Origin of the sequence: Galbibacter sp. PAP.153 (genome assembly GCF_037029175.1) — a bacterium.
Lineage (GTDB): Bacteria > Bacteroidota > Bacteroidia > Flavobacteriales > Flavobacteriaceae > Galbibacter > Galbibacter pacificus.
This window is the reverse complement of the sequence record NZ_JAZEUN010000012.1, coordinates 1-15,306: the sequence shown is the minus strand read 5'-3', so window position 1 is coordinate 15,306 and position 15,306 is coordinate 1. Positions and strand designations below refer to the sequence as shown.

Genomic DNA, 15,306 nt, shown 5'->3' with positions numbered 1-15,306 from the left:
AAGGTATTAGAAATCAATTTAATTTACAGGCTATCAATACTTATATTTTTACCTGTTCGCCAAAAGCATAAGTTAGGGTCAGCATGGGGCCGTTGTACCCCCATTTAAAAAACCCGTCCAAGCGCTCTTTTTCAACATCTACCCTAAAATTAAGGCTGTTGTAGCCTGCTTTAAGGCTTATATTGTTGTGAATATTGTACAAAAGGGAGATATTGGTACTCAATACCCGACCTTTAATATTATCGATGGTCAAGGATAGATAATTGGCATTGGCATAAAGTCCAAATTTTTTGGACAACTGAATATCGGTCCAAATACCGATATCGGGGATAGGCGCCGTAAAATCAAAATTATCGCTTACTTCCGCGCTCCCGGTTTCCGTATCGACCTGCATGCCCACATCGCCAAAAATCACATGCGACCCAATAAGCGCCCCTATTTCATAGGTTGGTTTTGCCACAAAGGCATAGCTATAAAAAAAGCGGACAATACTGACGTCAAAAAAAGCGGAAACCCTGGCATTTACTTCATAGGTATGGTCTTTAAATTCCAGTTTACGTTCCAGCGTATGCGTAGATTTTCTGTTTAAATAAAAGTATTCCAATTCGAAACGCGATCTTTTGGAAATACGCCACTGCCCGTTCGCCATAAAAGAATAGCTAAAATCGTTAAAACCCAAATCGTCTTCAAGGTCAATAGTCGTTCCAAAATCCCTTTCGTTGCTTCCTACCATAATCTGGGTGTTGTTTATAGGAAAGAAAGAACCAGCGGTGATATTAAAACGCCTTGCTCTCCATGGGGGCATCTCAAAAGTATTTGCCTGCTGAAGATTTGCTGAATCCATGGGAAAAACACTAAGGTTGTTGTATGGAAAATCTTTCATTTGACCATATGTTGCGCAACCCAAAACTAGCATTATAAGGCATAACAATCGTTTCATGTTTTCTATATTTAATCTTCTTCTTAAATTTTATTCTTACTATTTCCCTATTGAAATAATTTTCTCGTTTAAAGTTGTCATATCAAGCTTCAGAAACATAAAAATCAACGCTTTATTAAGTAACGATAAATTATTTTTTCTATACTAAAGGTAAGTACTTATTATTAAAAAATAACTGAAAAAACGTAAAAAATAAGAATTCTAATACAAATTATATTGAATAATTATCATCTTCCACATGAAGGAATTTACATCGTTATAGAATTTCAACCTTAATTGTTATAAATCAAAAAAGTATAATGTCCAGGATTTAATGCTTTGGTATATAAGTTATTGGCATTCTCCGAGATTTTATCATTAAACTCAACCTTATTGGCATTCAAATAGAGGGTAGCCGTACTATTATTGGGTATAATAACCTCATATTTTACAATTCCTTCCCGGGACGTTTCCCAGCGGGATAGTATTTCACCTTGTGGCCCTTGAAATCTGGCTTCAAAATTTTCAAGCCCGCTTACCATATTTGGTTTTAAGATAATATGTTTAAACCCGGGAGCATTTTCATCGGGCAGGATTCCACCAAGGGATTTATAAAACCATGCACTGATTGCCCCGAACATAATATGGTTTTTTGAAATATCAGAGGCGGCATCTATATTCCAATTTTCGTATAATGTAGTGGCACCGTTTTTTATCCACCATCCCCATGAAGGATAGGTTTCCTGTGAAGCCACTTTATAGGCCAGATCGGCATGACCGTTTTGACTTAATGCCCCTAAAATGGTTTTGGTGCCCAGCAAACCGACATCGATATGATTTTTGGCTTCTAAAACCGCTTCTGCCAATTGCTTGGCTACTTTTGGCTTTAAGGAGTCCGGGACAATCCCCCAATAAAGCGGTGCGCTTAGCTCGGTTTGGTACCCATTTCCATAGATACCCGTTTCTGTATCCAAATATTTTTGATTGATGGCCTTTTTAATATTATTGGCCAATTGTGCATACCTCTGGTAATCTTTCTCTTTTCCAAAATGTTTGGCTGTTTTGGCCAATATATTTGCATCTACATAATAATAAATTGACGATGTGAGTTCTTTGGGCGTAACCGATTTTACCGGAACCCAATCGCCCAATCCCCAGTCGGTCAATCCTTCATCGTAACTTATTGACGTAATATAATCTACATACTTTTTCATGGGCTCGTACATCATCTGCAAAGCCTTATCATCTCCATAAAACCGATAGAGCTCCCAAGGGATAATGGCAATGGTACTGGTCCAATCGGGACCATTGCCCCAATCGTAGCCCCACCCACCCCAGGTAGGGATAATGGAAGGTAAAACGCCATTGGATTGCTGTTCATCTTTATGATCCTGCATCCATTTTTCGTATACGGTAATGGCATCAAAGTTATACAGTCCCGTTTCTATGTTGATATGCGCATCGCCGGTCCACCCATTTTTCTCACGTTGCGGACAATCGGTTGGATATCCAAAAAGGTTTGACAGGTATGAATTATTGGTCGCCTGCCATATTTTGTTTATGGTTTCGTTGGAAGTATGGATGCTCCCGATCGGCTTTACATCGGTATGCATAAACTCTCCTTTTAGATCATTCTTTTGAAGATCTATTGGGGTATTGCTTTTCACCTCGACATACTGAAACCCTTTATAATTGAATTTGGGCATAAAGACCTCTTGTATACCCCCGGACAATGTGTAAATATCCGTTTGAAAAGGGTCCGAGTTATCCTGCGGACGGTAATGTACATCGATATTGGACATGTCCGGATAGTCCAGACTGTCCAATTGTTCTGCATGGGACACCCATATCCTGGCAGCTATTTGGCCGCTTACCTGAAGTTTTGTGACCCCTGAAATATTCTGCCCCAAATCAAAAATGTAATGTTTGCCGCCGAGTCTCCTCATAGAGACGGGCGTTATCTCCTGTATGTTCCGAATTGGTGGAATAGCCTGCGCCACAATGGTATTTGAAGGCGCCTTGACTTCCATGGAATTGCTCCATGAAGAATCATTAAAACCTGCTTTGTCCCATCCTTTTTGTTCCAAGAGGGCATTGTAATGTTCGCCCGTGTATATACTGTTAAAAACTACCGGGCTTAACGCGGTTTTCCAGCTTTTATCGGTTGAAATAATTTCTGTGGAACCGTCTTGGTACGTCAACCGTATATTAAGACAAAACCGGGGCCTGTGCCGCCATCCTGCTTTGTCAAAATTCCAAACTGCCGTTGATTGATGATTGTACCAACCATTGCCCAACAATACGCCAATGGCAGCCTTACCATGCCGGAGTTCATCGGTCACATCATACGTTACATATACATTACGCCTGTCGAACCGGGTATAGACCGGGTCCAAGCGGTGATTGCCTACTTTCTGCCCATTGATGTAAAGTTCGTACAATCCGGCGGCTACAATGTATGCCCGGGCCCTGACCACTTTTTTGTCAAGGGTTATTTCTTTCCTGAAATACGGGGCAGGTTTTAGGTTGACATCTTCGGTATCGGTAATCCATTTACCCTTCCAATTATTGGTAGACATCATCCCGGTCTCGAAATGCGAGATGGCCAGATTACTTTCCTCACCATTATTTCCCACTACCGAAATACCCCAATAATACTTGGTAAAGGGTTTTAGCATCCGGCCCTTATAAACTATCAGGTTATCAGATGCAACACCATGTTCGTCCCACAAAATATTCCCACCTTCCACCAGGGACAAAGAATCTTCAGCTACATATATATGATATTCTTTTTGCGATAATTCAGGGGTATCGGTTGAAAGCGTCCAGGAGAACCTCGGTTTGGGGGTATCTATTCCCATGGGAGCGGATAGATGTTCCACCTGAAGACGGTCCAGGGATATTTTATTTTTCTTTTGACATGAGCAAAGACAAATGGCACATAATAGTGGAAAGAGGTAACGCATGGGAAATTCTATTTTTGAAGTGAATTTATCATTTTCTTTCCCCTTTACAAAGAAAACCACTGATTTTAATAGCAAGCTATGGTTTCTTCCTGTTCCCCTTGTTAAAGGTTATTAAATTAAATAACTCCCGCATGCCTTTATATACCTTATGGCCATAGCGTGCTTCCAGATCCCGGGCCGTGAGCCGTGTGGTCGCAAAACACTTTACCTTATGCGTTCTGAACAACCGGTTCCTGATCAGTAATATATCGCCCATTACATCACGGTTGTCCCCGGCATAATTTCCCATAGGTTCCGATCCCAGGTTATCAAAACAATAAAGACGGTCGTCTTCATATTGCCTTGTAATATGGTCACCTATGCAATTAAAGCCGAACACGATATTGTGACATGGGATAAGCTCATAAAACCGCTGCCCCGGTATTAAATGCCGTATCAGCTTTATAAGACATGACTTGCCACACCCTTTTGGGCCCGATAAAAGTATGCCCTTGTCCGGGTCGATCCCGAGTCTTTTACAACTTCTTGTATCCCTGATAAGATAGACCGATAATTTATATAGTGTTGTATGGTTTTTTGGATATATCCTAAATTTGCTCCCAAACAGCATTTTCCCCCTGGCCTCTAGGTAATTTAAAATCCCCTCAAAATCATACAACAGCAGACCGCCCCTAAATTCACCGAGGCGATAGGTGTCCTTACCTTCTTTTATAATCAGCGGATGGCGCCTTTTCATAAAGATATACTATGGCTATTGGATGTTCCTTACCTTCCCTATCGGGTATTCTCCGATAGGCTTCGAGAATAATGAATGCCCGGGTCCTTAAAACCGGCAATTGACCATGTTGTTCTCCAGGATATTTATAATTTGCTGATATTCGTAATACAACACCCCTCCAATTTTTGAATAAGGCAGGGTCCCGTTGACCCGTAAGTTTTGAAGTGTGCCGGACGATATCCCCAACAACTGCTGGACCTCATTGCTTTTCAACCATTTTTTTTGGGATTCGCCGCCTTCATAATTCAATATTTGTTTGATTTCATTGATCAGTTCCGTTTTAAACTGATACAGGTCTTCATTGGTAACTATCTTTCTGCTCATAATTTGTGGTTTAAAAAGCAAAACCGCCAAAGGTAAAACCTTAGATACTACACATGACGGCTTTGCAGTGATTTAACTTTCCGACACAAACTTGAAAGGTTTTTTTAAGAATCATTCGTAAGACACCCGTAATTACGTATAAATTTTAACACATTTAATTTATCCGGGTCTATGGCAATTTGTAACCTCCCCTATAAAAAGAAACCCCGTAAAAGCAATAAATTAGCTTAAAAAACATAAAGGAAATAAATCCGTAAACTGAAGGTAATTACGAACTTATTTCCTATTATCGAAGTATTTGCAATACGTTCCATATACGGGAAAGGTCCCCGGTGCTTGTAAGTACAGCAACGGGCATACCGTAAAATTACCACCAACCGCCATGGGATACTACCCATACTTTAAGCCATTTATTTTTACTAAAGGGTATTGTCCGCTACAATGCCTGGTCTCTTCCCCTGTTCTCCCTCTTTTTTTCGGGTCAATGTTTTATCGTTTACTCTTGATGGCCTTGGGTTCAGGCAAGGGCACAAATTCTTTGTCATCATCGGGTATTTTTGGGAAAGCTACTAAATTTTGATTTTTCCAATTTTCTTTGGCACTTTCCAAAACGGACCTGTCAGAGTTTACAAAATTCCAAAACATAAAACGTTCCTCTTGAAAAGGCTCCCCTCCGAACAGGTAAAGTGTTGTCTGCCCATTGGTCTCGAATTCACATAAGGAAGCATTTTTGGCTATCATTAATTGTTTGCTACCGTAGTCATTGCCCTCGATTTTTACCGTCCCGTCAAGAACGTACATTCCGACTTCTCCAAAAAGCCTATTGCCGATATCTATTGTTTGCGGCTTCTTGGTTTTTATTTCTATAAAATACATGGGACTGTGCACCGGAACGGGCGATTCCCTGTCCTTTATCGACCCGGCAATCAGTTTATAGGCAACCCCTTTATCTTCCCAGGCAGGAATGGCATCTTTATCTATATGAAAAAAGGAAGGTTCGCACTGTTCCAAATGTTTTGGCAATCCGATCCATATTTGAAATCCGTGCAGGTACGTATCCTGCCCCCTTAAATATTCGGGTGTCCGCTCCGAATGGACCACTCCTTTTCCCGCAGTCATCCAATTAACCTCCCCGGGTTTTATTTCTATTGAATTGCCCAGACTATCACGATGAAATATCGCACCGTCAAATAAATATGTCAACGTGGAAAGTCCGATATGCGGATGTGGCGGGACATCCAAATTTTGATATTCTTTTAAACAGGCGGGGCCCATATGGTCTATAAATAAAAATGGGCCGACTGCTCTTTTTTGTCTAAAGGGAAGCAGCCTGCCTACCATAAAATTACCGATATCGGCTGCTTTTTCTTCTATAATGAGACCTACGTTTGATTGCATATCAGGCAAATTTTAATTTGGATAACATTTGATCGGCAATACTATCTGAGTAAACCCCATAAGCATTGACCATGGTTCCTTTTAACCCGTACTTCTCAGATGAAATGGCATAGAGAATGGAAGCATTCTCTGCGCTGGAATCATCCCCTTCGATACGAAACCATTTATCTATTTCAAATTCATCATGAAAGACCTTATAGGCTCCCTCGCGACATTCAAGGCAATTTTCCTTTAGGTTGAAATCTTCTACATAACCTTGCTCCTTTAAGCCGTTTATGCCTTCGATCAAATTGCTGTAACTTTCCATATCCTTATCATTTTTTTAGTTGATTTTCAATACGTTTATCCGGTATTAACCAAATGGCCGCAACTACAATAAAACAGCTTATCCCCATAGAGGGATAAAATACCGCCAATACAATTCCGATCAGATATAACACTACCGAGGCAGCTTCCTTTCTTTTACCGGTCAAGGCGGAACCTATAACAGAAGATTTCCCGTCAGAGCCCGTACTGGCATTTTCCAATAGTGCATAAGCAATGGCGCATAATAACAGATTCATGCCATAGAGAATTACCGGATTTTTCTCAAAATGGTTTTCTCCCATCCAAGCCGTTGTAAAAGGAACCAATGAAAGCGTAAAAAGCAATAAGAGGTTCGACCATAGCACTTTACCATTTACCCTTTGTATGGCCTGGAACAGATGGTGATGGTTGTTCCAGTAAATACCGAGATAGACAAAACTTAAAAGATATGACATAAATTTTGGCAATACGGCCGATAAATGGTCCCAGCTTGCACCCTCCGGAACTTTCATCTCTAATACCATGATGGTGATTACAATGGCCAAAACCCCGTCACTAAAGGCTTCCAATCTGTTTGTTTTCATAATTTATCGTATGCGTTAAATCGTTTATCCACGATACGTTTCCATTGAGGGTTCTTCTTTATATAAGCAAATACATAAGGGCAAAAAGGCAGCAATGTTTTATTGTTTTGCCCTAACCAATGTAATGTTTTTTCAACTACAGCAGAAGCTGCCCCCGTACCGGAGAGTTCCGGTGCTGCTTCGGTATGTACCAGTGTTATTTGGTTTCCTATTTCGCCATAATTAATAAATGCAAAATATCCATCTACTTCCATCTCGAAACGCTTTTTTGTTTCATTTTTTACCAGTGGTATATTCTTGAACCGTTCTTTCATATTTTTTAGATAAAATGAGCTGTCAGGCCTGTACCCGACAGCTCCTGTTATAACTTAATCTTCTAAATAACCGAACTTCCCTGTATTGAAATCGTTGAAAGCTTCGACCAATTCCTGATGTGTGTTCATCACAAAGGGGCCGTGTGCGGCTATAGGTTCGTTTAATGGAGCGCCGCTTAATACCAATACTACGGCATTTTCGGTAGCTTCAACGGTAAAATCTTCTCCGTCATTGGCCATTAACGCCAAATTATCGGCAGCAACCGTCTCGGTTTCATTTAGGAGTATTTCCCCCTCGATAATTAAAAGTGCGGTATTAAAGTCCGAGGGCAGCTGAAATTCGGCTTTTCCGCCCTTGTTCAAACGGGCGTTATAAATATGCAAGGGGCTAAAGGTGTCAGCACTTCCCTTTATCCCTTTGTATTCCCCTGCGATGACCTCCACCGTCCCTGCATTGTCCGCAAGCCCGACTTTTGCCATTTCACTATTTACAATCGATTGGTACTTCGGCCTGCTCATTTTATCCTTTGCAGGGAGGTTTACCCAAAGCTGCACCATCTGGAAAACACCTCCTTTTTTACTCCACTGGGTTTCATGGTACTCCTTGTGCAGCACGCCACTTGCCGCTGTCATCCATTGCACATCGCCCTCTCCTATAATACCCCCGCCACCCGATGAATCGTGATGTTCCACCTTTCCATGATAGGCGATGGTAACGGTTTCAAACCCCCTATGGGGATGGACACTGACCCCTTTTGGCCTTTCAGAAGGGGGAAACTCAAATTTTGCATTGTAATCCAACATAATAAACGGGTCCATCCGTTTCATATCCATCCTGGGATAACTCGGTATAAAATTATGTACCCTAAATCCGTCACCCACAAAGTGGGGAGCGCTTGGAGTAGCTATCATTTCAATAGTTCTTGGTTTCATTTTTTCTCCTTTTTTGATTTATAGTACAAATTTACAGTGACTGCTTCCGACCTACATTGATGTAGGTTAAGAAATAACCTGTTGTTCTTTGGCCAGTTCCTTTCGTACCCGGCTCAGGCTTTCTGGCGTTATGCCGAGATAGGAAGCAACATAGGTTTGGGGAACCCTAAGCAAAACATCGGGATACGATCGGACGAAATCCAGGTATCTTTCCCGAGCGGTATAACTTTGCAATTGCGTCACACGTTTTTGCAGGCCCGCAATATGCCTATGCAGCAACCGTGTATTAAATTCAATAAATGCAGGATTGCTTTTTGATAGCCTTTCAATTAATTCCCTTTCGACAACAAGCACTCTGGCATCCTCTATTGCCTGAATGAAGTAGGAAGAAGGCCTGTTCAGATACTCACTTTCCCTATTGGAAACAAACCAATTTTCAGGGGCAAATTGAAGTATGTGCTCCTTGCCTTTTTCATCGATTGAAAATTGTCTGAGCAGGCCATCTTCCACAAAATAAGAACTACCGGTGGATTCCCCCTCACGCAACAAATAATCCCCTTTATCGACAGTTCGTTGACTGCAATTGGACAAAAGCTCCTGCGTCGGCGGTTCAAGCACCTCCATGTTACTGGTCAGGTATGTTTTAAACCTAAAAATCTTCATTTTTTAAATTACAGTTTCCATAAGAATACTAAAATACGCTTTATCGTCTATATTTTGAAAATAAAAGGCGCTTTTCACAGGTATTATCTGTAGAAAACAAAAAAGCGCCCTATTATAATTCTGCCTTATCTATTTTTTGAGAAAAAAAGAATTTTGATATTTGTGCCAAGTATTCAATCCTTGTGATATCAAAGGGAATCGGATCGGCTGTCTTTTTAAAATCGATACGTACCGAATCTTCCTTTTTTAAATTAGGATGTAACATTATTTTAACTAACTCGTCTTGAAAAAAAAACAACGAATGAAAAATAGGACACTTAAATTCCTCTTATTTCTTAACCTGGCAATTACTATAGGCCTGGTTATTTATATGGCAAACAACCGGAAGGTAGAAATTGACCTATCCAATGAAATCCTAAAGGTCAAAGGTCTGGTAGTTACTGATTCTACAGGTGTTGCAAGGGTTATTATCGGATCCCATCTCCCCCCTGCCCAATCCTTTGGTTATCGATTTTACAGGGGTGACAATTCAGGGGTCTCCGGGGTCATGCTCTATGATCACGAAGGACAGGAAAGGGGCGGTTATGTGACCGATGATTCCTATGGGAACGTATTTTTGACCCTTGACTCCAAAATATCCCAACGGGTGTTGTTTATGGCAGAACCTCAGGGAGCGGCCACCCTTAAGATGTGGGGTAAAAATGCAAATCAGATCAATCTCGGGACCTCAGACGATGGTACCTGGATGGATGTTTTAGATAATGGAAACAAACAAGAGTTAATCAAAACCGATCAACAATAAATGAAATTTTATAAAATAGCTACCTTAGTGTTTCTATCCCTGCTTTTTACGAATTGCAAACAGAGAATCACCATAAAGAAAAGTAAATTCACGGGTATCAATCCGGTATCCTATACCGATGTTGTGTTTACATCAAGCCGTGATACCGTATTTGTTTCAACCTATGATGGAAAAATATATGAGCTCATCAACCAAAAAAACAACAGAAAACAAATAGCCGCTATTGATGATGAGATATACAACATGGCCTACAATGCCGAAAAAAATGAAGTGTATGCCGCTACATTACATCTTGGTATTGTCGTTATTAATACTTTAAGCGGCGCGCTTATCAAAAAAATACCACTGAAAGCAAGCTGGGCATACCAGCTTTGTTACAATCAAAAAAACGGTATCCTGGCCACTTTTGATTTTAAGGGGAACCACTATATATGGGATACAGAAAATGATTTTAAACAATTGGACACGCCGGCTGAATTAAAACAAATGCGTCCAAAATATATCACCGATAACGGGGATATTTACTTTGACGGGCGTATGAATAAGATCCTCGTATGGAATTATAAAACAAACGAAATCAAACAACATACGATAAAAGGGAAGCTGGCCGATGTCGATAGTGAAGCTAATTTTTTATTAATCGACGGCAAGGAGTTCGGATATTACAATACCGCATCAGATAGTTTATATTATTCAAAAAAACACCCCGACTGGCCGATTTATCTCGCTGATAAAGATACCACGGTGAACGTGCCCTTGAACCTGGAAGTGATTACAGGCTTGATGACCAAGGGTCATCTATATACCTATGGCCTGGACAAATCGATCAGGAAATGGAACAAGCCGTCCGGGGCGATTGTAGAAACATATTCAAAACATAGGGCGACCCCGAGCGCCATGGATATCACACAGGACCGATCACAACTGGTAACCGTTGACCTTAAAGGCGGCATTGAATTTTGGGACCTATAAAGACCTCGGGGATATTGTGATAGGCCGGTCCCCTCGCCTGGCCTATAGGGCATCATCCGCATCCATGCGGTCATTGAACCGGTCGATCAGTTCCTGTAAAAAACGGGCCCGGTTTCCCTTTCGGGCCTTTATATCGGAATAACTTTTATAAACGGTATCCATCCGTATATCAAATAACCTTTCAAAGGCTGCAGTAATCCCCTTTAAGTCCTTTCTCCCGTGATTAAATACCCCACTGGAATACAGGGCATAGATAAGTTCTGTTAAGGCAGCTTTGGAAGCGGTCCAGGACAACCTTAGGTCCGGAAGGGATGTGGATGCCAGCTGTGTGCGGTTTGTTGCCCTTATCTTTTTCATTTCTTTTTTTAGATAATCAATTAGCATGTCATGGCCTAAAATAATGGCCACCACATTATCATGGCTGGTAGAGAATTCACTGTCCATAAAGGAGCCTAACGCATCCGGGGCCATGCGGATGTTCGATTTATTCCTTAAAAAAAATACGTCGTCAAAAATGGTCGCTCCCCTTCTGTAATAATTGTAAAATTCGATATTATCAGTGAAATAGGACTGTAGTTCTTTTATCGCATGTTGTAAATAACGCTTTTGAAGTTTGCTGCTGCTCATTGGCCGTTTACTCTCCAGGTCATATAACTTTGTATAACAGATGAACCTGCTCACGACACGCGGTTTAATCCGTCGAAAAAAATCTTTTTCTTCCGCTTTATTAACAAAATCCCTTTCCAAGACCATTCGCCTAATCCGCCCTACAATCCCTTTGGTAATCTGAATTCCTTTTTCCGCTCTTATTAATACATCATTTTCATTGATTTCCATTTGATTTAGCCGATTTTCCAACTCATTGAGCAATTTCTCATAATCATTCATATACAGGTAGTTTTTTGCTTTATGAAAAGGCCGGGGGTGAGGTCCAAAAAAAATGAAGGAAGGAATTTAAGGGCTCCAATTTACCTTTCTATGGGCAATAAAAATTATATGTAATGATCCTTTTTTTTATCTGTTTATACCAGTGTTTTAACATTTTCTCCATCTACTTTTATCACATTGAAAGCCGCTTTTTATGTATGGGCAAATATCGCCGCTCATACCTCCATAGTGCACTACGGATTAGCAATAGGCCGCATTGACGGCCCTGACATCTAATGATCCTTTTTAAAATATTAAATCATGAAAACCGTAGGCACGATACTGCTTTTGGCAGTGTCCATGATGGTCGTACAATCCTGTACGCCACCAGAAGACCTTGCCGATGAGCAACAAACCTCCAGCAATATATATGCTACTGGGGATGAAGTGAGTATTCCACCCGATAATGAAAAAGATTGAATACCGATTTTAGTAATGCGGATCGGTACATTTTAATTAATCTTTATATCCGGAAAAAGCCTTCAACTGTATTTGTTGAGGGTTTTTTTATAAATTTGTTTTTGCAAAACATTCCAAATCTTTTTGATTGCTGGTAGACTAACATACTGTCACTGTGTTTTTCTTCTTGTTATTGTTGTTTCTTTTTTTTCTTGTAACCAAAAAATATCCAAAGAACAAGACCATGAGGACAAGGTATCCCTATGGCTGCATCAAACACAGAACGACAACCACTCGCTCACTAAGAGAAAGTTTTATTTGGACAGTGCTTATACCTATGCCAATACCCTTACCAATGACTCCATAAAGAAATCGTATTTGGCGACCATTGCCTACCGGGCCTTTCAACTAAAAGACCCCGAACTTTTCATGGCTGCGAATCAAAAAACCTTGGATCTGGCTACTAGCTATGGGGACAATACGGTCAAAGCAGATGCTCATTGGAACTATGGCGCATTTTACCTTCAAAAGGAATGTTATGATAGCGCCTACTATCACTATAATGAGGCCCTGAACCTTTATCAAAGAATCCCTGCTCCATATTATACCGGTAAAATGCTGTATAATATGGCCATCGTACACAGCCGTATCAAAGATTATACGGCCTGTGAAGTACTTCTTTTCCAAGCTATTACTATCCTGGAGCCGCTTAAAAAACACAAACAGTTATACTATTGCTATAACCTATTGGGAATTGTCTATTACGAGCTCAACGAACCTGAAAGGTCTATTGAATATTACACAATGGCCATGAACAATCTCAGGAAAATAGGCTGTACAGAGCTTTTAAATGCCCATCTAAACAATAACCTGGGGATTCTTTTCCAGGACCAGAAGCAGTATGACCGCTCCCTTTTTTACTTCGATAACGCTTTGAAGATGTTAGATTTAAAAACCACAGACCCCGCTTTATATGCCCGTCTTAAAGACAATGTTGCCTATACCCGCTTATTAATGAAAGATCCTACCATAAATGAAAATGATTTTTATCCGGCTCTGTATCTACGCGATAGCCTAAATAAACAGACCGGTGTTGTGACCAGCATGCTGCACCTGGCGGCATATTTTGCATTTAAAAAAAATACGGAACGGGCCATTTCACTGGCTAAAGAAGCATTACAGAAAGCAAGAAAAATAAAAAATAACAGTGAAACCCTAAAAAGCTTGAAGTTTCTCTCTAAAGTAGACCCCTCTTCGAAGAGCTCCTATCTGGAGGAATTTTCAATCCTTACCGAAAGGATTCATAACCATGAGAGAAAGGTACGTAACAAGTTTGCCCGGGTTCGATATGAAACCAATAAGTACATTGAAAGGACCAAAACGCTCACTACCCAAAGATTGTGGATCATTTCTGTTTCGGTTGTGGTCTTTATCCTTCTGGCAACCACGTATTTTTATTACCGTGAAATTGCCCGTAACCGGATGTTGCACCTGGAGAATCAACAGCAGCACATACGCAACAAGCTCCTTTATCAGGAAAATCAAAAGCACAAGGCCCTTCAAAAAGAACGGGAACGCATATCAAAGGTATTGCACGGAAAGATATTGGGAGATATGGCAGGTTTCCGTATCAGTTGGTTCAGGTTACCACTGACCGGTCCCCCTGAAATAATGCAGGAGCATAAAGAAAATATAGAGAAACTCCGGGAATACGAGCAGCAAATACGGGATGCCTCGCATAAGCTCCATAAAATGGCTTCGGCCATTGAAAATAATTTTATAGAGGAAATCGAGAAACTAATCCAAACCCGGTGTAATACCATAAACATGAAATATTACTTAAACAACGATAGCGGTATCCCCTGGAAGGCAGTCCCGCTAATGATCAAAAACCACCTTTATAACATCATTGAAGAAGGGGTCCGAAACTGTATCATACACGCACAAGCCAAGCACCTAAAGATATGTTTATCCTATCGGGAACCGGAAATACAACTAACCATGGCAGATGACGGAAAAGGAATCAAGAAACAGGAAACAACGCATGGTATCGGCCTTTCCCATATTGAATCCAATGTAAAAGAACTCAATGGGCGTTTTGTAATTGAATCCAAACCGGGAAAAGGAACGATCCTCCACATCCGAATCCCCTTAACTAAAATATAACCGAATTATGAAAAAAGAAAATTATAATGTAGTACTATTGGATGACCATCGGATCTTCACCAGAGCCATTCGTGACACGCTGATCGATGTGGCCAATCATAAGCTACTCAATCTGAACATCATAGAGGTGCATTCCTCTGATGAAACCCTTGCGGTATTTAACAGGGTATCGTCCCTTTACAAAATAGATTACCTCTTTTTGGATATTAACCTGCCCCCGTCTTTGGACAATAAGATAATATCGGGAGAAGACCTAGGGCTTAAAATACGTAAGGAGTACCCGGAAACCCGAATTATCATTGCAACCACTCACAACGAACCTTTTCGCATACACAATATTCTGCAGAGCATTAATCCGGAAGGTTTTATGGTAAAAAATGACTTAAAACCGGATGAACTGAACAGCAATTTAAGCCTTGTTTTAAATAACGAGCCCTATTATAGTCCCAGCGTATGGCTAGCTATGCGCTCCTATGTGGCAAAGACTTTTACCATTGATGAACATGATCGGCGAATACTCTATGAACTTTCCCAAGGCGGCACCCTTAACGACATGGACGAAATCATTCCACTGGCACATTCCACTTTATTAAACCGTAAGTCCAAGTTGCGGACATACTTCAACGTGAAAGGCAGAAATGATCGTGAACTGGTACGCAAGGCCAAAGAAATGGGGTTTATTTAAAAACCGTCCCCGCGGTCCTTAAAAAGACTGCTCTGCGCCTTCATCTGGACATACAACACCTTAAAATGTTAAAAAATGGTTTATAATTATACCTTTTGAATAAAAAAAGTATTCGGGACGGTTACCGGCTTTAACATCCGGGATTGTAACTTTATACCATGTAAAAGCTG

At 40.7% G+C, this 15,306-nt stretch carries 17 protein-coding genes; 5 read left to right on the top strand and 12 right to left on the bottom strand.

Annotated elements, in window-relative coordinates; all coding sequences use genetic code 11:
* Positions 1–40: 40 nt before the first annotated feature.
* The 11 genes from UXI14_RS09165 to UXI14_RS09115 all read right to left on the bottom strand — a co-directional run bounded on the left by UXI14_RS09165 (position 41) and on the right by UXI14_RS09115 (position 9,450).
* On the bottom strand, positions 41–883 hold the full coding sequence (locus UXI14_RS09165; RefSeq protein ID WP_335965886.1) for a hypothetical protein: 843 nt from the start codon (positions 881–883) through the stop codon (positions 41–43).
* A 329-nt stretch (positions 884–1,212) separates the two neighbouring features.
* Entirely contained in the window at positions 1,213–3,960 is a 2,748-nt protein-coding gene (locus tag UXI14_RS09160) for a family 78 glycoside hydrolase catalytic domain (protein WP_335965885.1), read from the bottom strand.
* Position 3,961: 1 nt separating this feature from the next.
* A complete protein-coding gene (locus tag UXI14_RS09155; RefSeq protein ID WP_335965884.1) occupies positions 3,962–4,621 on the bottom strand; it encodes an ATPase in 660 nt (219 codons plus the stop codon).
* 87 nt (positions 4,622–4,708) lie between these two features.
* Positions 4,709–4,987, bottom strand: coding sequence for a helix-turn-helix domain-containing protein (locus UXI14_RS09150; protein WP_335965883.1), 279 nt, complete (start codon positions 4,985–4,987; stop codon positions 4,709–4,711).
* A gap of 489 nt (positions 4,988–5,476) precedes the next feature.
* A complete protein-coding gene (locus UXI14_RS09145) occupies positions 5,477–6,385 on the bottom strand; it encodes a pirin family protein (RefSeq protein WP_277898483.1) in 909 nt (302 codons plus the stop codon).
* Between the two features lies 1 nt (position 6,386).
* Positions 6,387–6,692: a phosphoribosylpyrophosphate synthetase gene (locus UXI14_RS09140; protein WP_335965882.1), complete on the bottom strand. Its 306-nt coding sequence runs from the start codon at positions 6,690–6,692 to the stop codon at positions 6,387–6,389.
* Positions 6,693–6,699: 7 nt separating this feature from the next.
* Positions 6,700–7,275, bottom strand: coding sequence for a TMEM175 family protein (locus UXI14_RS09135; protein ID WP_335965881.1), 576 nt, complete (start codon positions 7,273–7,275; stop codon positions 6,700–6,702).
* Positions 7,272–7,589 (bottom strand): GNAT family N-acetyltransferase, encoded by a 318-nt coding sequence (locus UXI14_RS09130; RefSeq protein ID WP_335965880.1) that lies wholly within the window; start codon positions 7,587–7,589, stop codon positions 7,272–7,274. Before UXI14_RS09130 ends, UXI14_RS09135 begins: the two co-directional genes overlap by 4 nt.
* Before the next feature lie 54 nt (positions 7,590–7,643).
* Positions 7,644–8,522, bottom strand: a complete 879-nt coding sequence (locus UXI14_RS09125) for a pirin family protein (protein ID WP_335965879.1) — start codon at positions 8,520–8,522, stop codon at positions 7,644–7,646.
* A 66-nt stretch (positions 8,523–8,588) separates the two neighbouring features.
* Entirely contained in the window at positions 8,589–9,185 is a 597-nt protein-coding gene (locus tag UXI14_RS09120) for a Crp/Fnr family transcriptional regulator (protein WP_335965878.1), read from the bottom strand.
* A 112-nt stretch (positions 9,186–9,297) separates the two neighbouring features.
* On the bottom strand, positions 9,298–9,450 hold the full coding sequence (locus UXI14_RS09115) for a hypothetical protein (protein WP_335965877.1): 153 nt from the start codon (positions 9,448–9,450) through the stop codon (positions 9,298–9,300).
* Positions 9,451–9,486: 36 nt separating this feature from the next.
* On the opposite strand from UXI14_RS09115, the gene UXI14_RS09110 reads away from it, so the two are divergent.
* Together UXI14_RS09110 and UXI14_RS09105 are read left to right on the top strand one after the other, a co-directional pair.
* The gene (locus tag UXI14_RS09110) at positions 9,487–9,987 is read left to right on the top strand and encodes a hypothetical protein (RefSeq protein ID WP_335965876.1); all 501 of its coding nucleotides are present in this window, start codon (positions 9,487–9,489) and stop codon (positions 9,985–9,987) included.
* The gene (locus UXI14_RS09105; RefSeq protein ID WP_335965875.1) at positions 9,988–10,959 is read left to right on the top strand and encodes a WD40 repeat domain-containing protein; all 972 of its coding nucleotides are present in this window, start codon (positions 9,988–9,990) and stop codon (positions 10,957–10,959) included.
* 42 nt (positions 10,960–11,001) lie between these two features.
* On the opposite strand, the gene UXI14_RS09100 is transcribed toward UXI14_RS09105, so the two are convergent.
* Positions 11,002–11,847 (bottom strand): RteC domain-containing protein, encoded by an 846-nt coding sequence (locus UXI14_RS09100; protein WP_335965874.1) that lies wholly within the window; start codon positions 11,845–11,847, stop codon positions 11,002–11,004.
* Positions 11,848–12,147: 300 nt separating this feature from the next.
* Here UXI14_RS09100 and UXI14_RS09095 point away from each other — a divergent pair, with 300 nt between their 5' ends.
* The 3 genes from UXI14_RS09095 to UXI14_RS09085 all read left to right on the top strand — a co-directional run bounded on the left by UXI14_RS09095 (position 12,148) and on the right by UXI14_RS09085 (position 15,136).
* The gene (locus UXI14_RS09095) at positions 12,148–12,306 is read left to right on the top strand and encodes a hypothetical protein (protein ID WP_277898474.1); all 159 of its coding nucleotides are present in this window, start codon (positions 12,148–12,150) and stop codon (positions 12,304–12,306) included.
* Positions 12,307–12,429: 123 nt separating this feature from the next.
* Positions 12,430–14,451 carry a tetratricopeptide repeat protein gene (locus UXI14_RS09090; protein ID WP_335965873.1) on the top strand — a complete coding sequence of 674 codons (2,022 nt, stop codon included), beginning with the start codon at positions 12,430–12,432 and terminating at the stop codon, positions 14,449–14,451.
* Positions 14,452–14,458: 7 nt separating this feature from the next.
* Positions 14,459–15,136 (top strand): DNA-binding response regulator, encoded by a 678-nt coding sequence (locus tag UXI14_RS09085; RefSeq protein WP_335965872.1) that lies wholly within the window; start codon positions 14,459–14,461, stop codon positions 15,134–15,136.
* Positions 15,137–15,306 lie beyond the last annotated feature (170 nt).

Bases quoted from the DNA above. Each gene is read 5' to 3' on its own strand.
- UXI14_RS09165 (WP_335965886.1), bottom strand. From the start codon at position 883: ATGAAAGATTTTCCATACAACAACCTTAGTGTTTTTCCCATGGATTCA.
- UXI14_RS09155 (WP_335965884.1), bottom strand. From the start codon at position 4,621: ATGAAAAGGCGCCATCCGCTGATTATAAAAGAAGGTAAGGACACCTAT.
- UXI14_RS09150 (WP_335965883.1), bottom strand. From the start codon at position 4,987: ATGAGCAGAAAGATAGTTACCAATGAAGACCTGTATCAGTTTAAAACG.
- UXI14_RS09145 (WP_277898483.1), bottom strand. From the start codon at position 6,385: ATGCAATCAAACGTAGGTCTCATTATAGAAGAAAAAGCAGCCGATATC.
- UXI14_RS09140 (WP_335965882.1), bottom strand. From the start codon at position 6,692: ATGGAAAGTTACAGCAATTTGATCGAAGGCATAAACGGCTTAAAGGAG.
- UXI14_RS09135 (WP_335965881.1), bottom strand. From the start codon at position 7,275: ATGAAAACAAACAGATTGGAAGCCTTTAGTGACGGGGTTTTGGCCATT.
- UXI14_RS09130 (WP_335965880.1), bottom strand. From the start codon at position 7,589: ATGAAAGAACGGTTCAAGAATATACCACTGGTAAAAAATGAAACAAAA.
- UXI14_RS09125 (WP_335965879.1), bottom strand. From the start codon at position 8,522: ATGAAACCAAGAACTATTGAAATGATAGCTACTCCAAGCGCTCCCCAC.
- UXI14_RS09120 (WP_335965878.1), bottom strand. From the start codon at position 9,185: ATGAAGATTTTTAGGTTTAAAACATACCTGACCAGTAACATGGAGGTG.
- UXI14_RS09115 (WP_335965877.1), bottom strand. From the start codon at position 9,450: ATGTTACATCCTAATTTAAAAAAGGAAGATTCGGTACGTATCGATTTT.
- UXI14_RS09110 (WP_335965876.1), top strand. From the start codon at position 9,487: ATGAAAAATAGGACACTTAAATTCCTCTTATTTCTTAACCTGGCAATT.
- UXI14_RS09105 (WP_335965875.1), top strand. From the start codon at position 9,988: ATGAAATTTTATAAAATAGCTACCTTAGTGTTTCTATCCCTGCTTTTT.
- UXI14_RS09100 (WP_335965874.1), bottom strand. From the start codon at position 11,847: ATGAATGATTATGAGAAATTGCTCAATGAGTTGGAAAATCGGCTAAAT.
- UXI14_RS09095 (WP_277898474.1), top strand. From the start codon at position 12,148: ATGAAAACCGTAGGCACGATACTGCTTTTGGCAGTGTCCATGATGGTC.
- UXI14_RS09085 (WP_335965872.1), top strand. From the start codon at position 14,459: ATGAAAAAAGAAAATTATAATGTAGTACTATTGGATGACCATCGGATC.